The sequence below is a fragment of the Pectobacterium hainanensis genome (assembly GCF_046237015.1).
Taxonomy (GTDB): domain Bacteria; phylum Pseudomonadota; class Gammaproteobacteria; order Enterobacterales; family Enterobacteriaceae; genus JBJYIN01.
In genome coordinates, this window is record NZ_JBJYIN010000040.1 from 1 (window position 1) to 1,200 (window position 1,200).

A 1,200-nucleotide genomic window follows, 5' to 3' on the forward strand; every position below is an offset into this window, starting at 1 on the left:
TGTAGTCCCCCCTGAATTTAGTCTTACCGCTTAATAGAGTTCTCTGGTTAAAATACAACCAACGGAGGCTCATCATGAAGAAAGCGCGTTTCACTGAAACTCAGATCCTGCGGGTTCTGAAAGAAGTTGAAGGTGGCCGGCATGTGAAGGATGTGTGCCGAGAAAACGGTGTATCGGAAGCCAGCTATTACAACTGGAAATCCAAATATGGCGGCATGGAGTCTTCTGATATCAAACGGATGAAAGAGTTGGAAGAGGAAAATCGCCGATTAAAGCAAATGTACGCATCCCTGAGCTTAGATCATGAAATTCTTAAGGATGTTGTTTCAAAAAAACTTTAACGGTGCCTGCGAAGCGTGAGCTGGTGCGTTATGTTATGACGGAACATCAGACCAGCGAACGACGCGGGTGCCGGATTATCGGTATCAGTCGAAGTCTGTTGCATTATTGCCCGAACACGGCACGGGATCTGCCTGTAGTCGAGGCGCTACAAAAACTGGCGCATCAGTATCCGGCCTATGGTTTTGGACTTATGTTCAATAAGTTACGACAGGCAGGGTTACGGTGGAATACAAAGCGGGTTTACCGGATCTATCGATTGTTAAAACTCAACTTTCGGCGCAAAGGGAAAAAACGTTTACCTAACAGGCATCCACAGCCATTGGTTATACCGCATAAAATGAACCACTGTTGGTCAGTTGATTTTATGAGTGATGCCTTGAGCGATGGGCGGCGATTCAGGTTATTTAACGTCGTTGATGACTTTAATCGGGAAGCGCTGGCCGTCGACGTTGATTTAAATATACCGGCTCATCGTGTTGTGCGCATTCTGGAACGATTAAGCGCAGAACGAGGCTACCCGGCTTTTATACGAAGTGACAATGGGCCAGAGCTCACCGCCGCGGCCTTAGCTGAATGGGCAGAACGCCACGGTGTGATACTCGATTTTATTCAGCCCGGAAAGCCGATGCAGAACGGATTTATCGAGCGATTTAACAAAACGCTACGAACAGAAATTCTCGATATGTATCTGTTCAGAACCTTGTCTGAAGTGCGCGAGCTCACAGAGGACTGGCGCACAGAATATAACGAAGAACGCCCGCATAGCTCACTGGGTGATATGCCGCCTGTTATCTATGCGCGGCAAAAAGTGGCCGGAGATCCTCATTGGCGGTGGTACTAAAAACCGGAGGGACTACA

1 protein-coding gene is annotated in these 1,200 nt (G+C 47.9%); it reads left to right on the top strand.

Going from position 1 to position 1,200, the window contains the following annotated elements:
- Positions 1-74 precede the first annotated feature (74 nt).
- A protein-coding gene (locus ACKPVM_RS20410) for an IS3 family transposase (protein ID WP_409311574.1) occupies positions 75-1,183 on the top strand; the annotation gives its coding sequence in 2 pieces (ribosomal slippage) (positions 75-327 and positions 327-1,183; 1,110 coding nt in all).
- Positions 1,184-1,200: the final 17 nt, after the last annotated feature.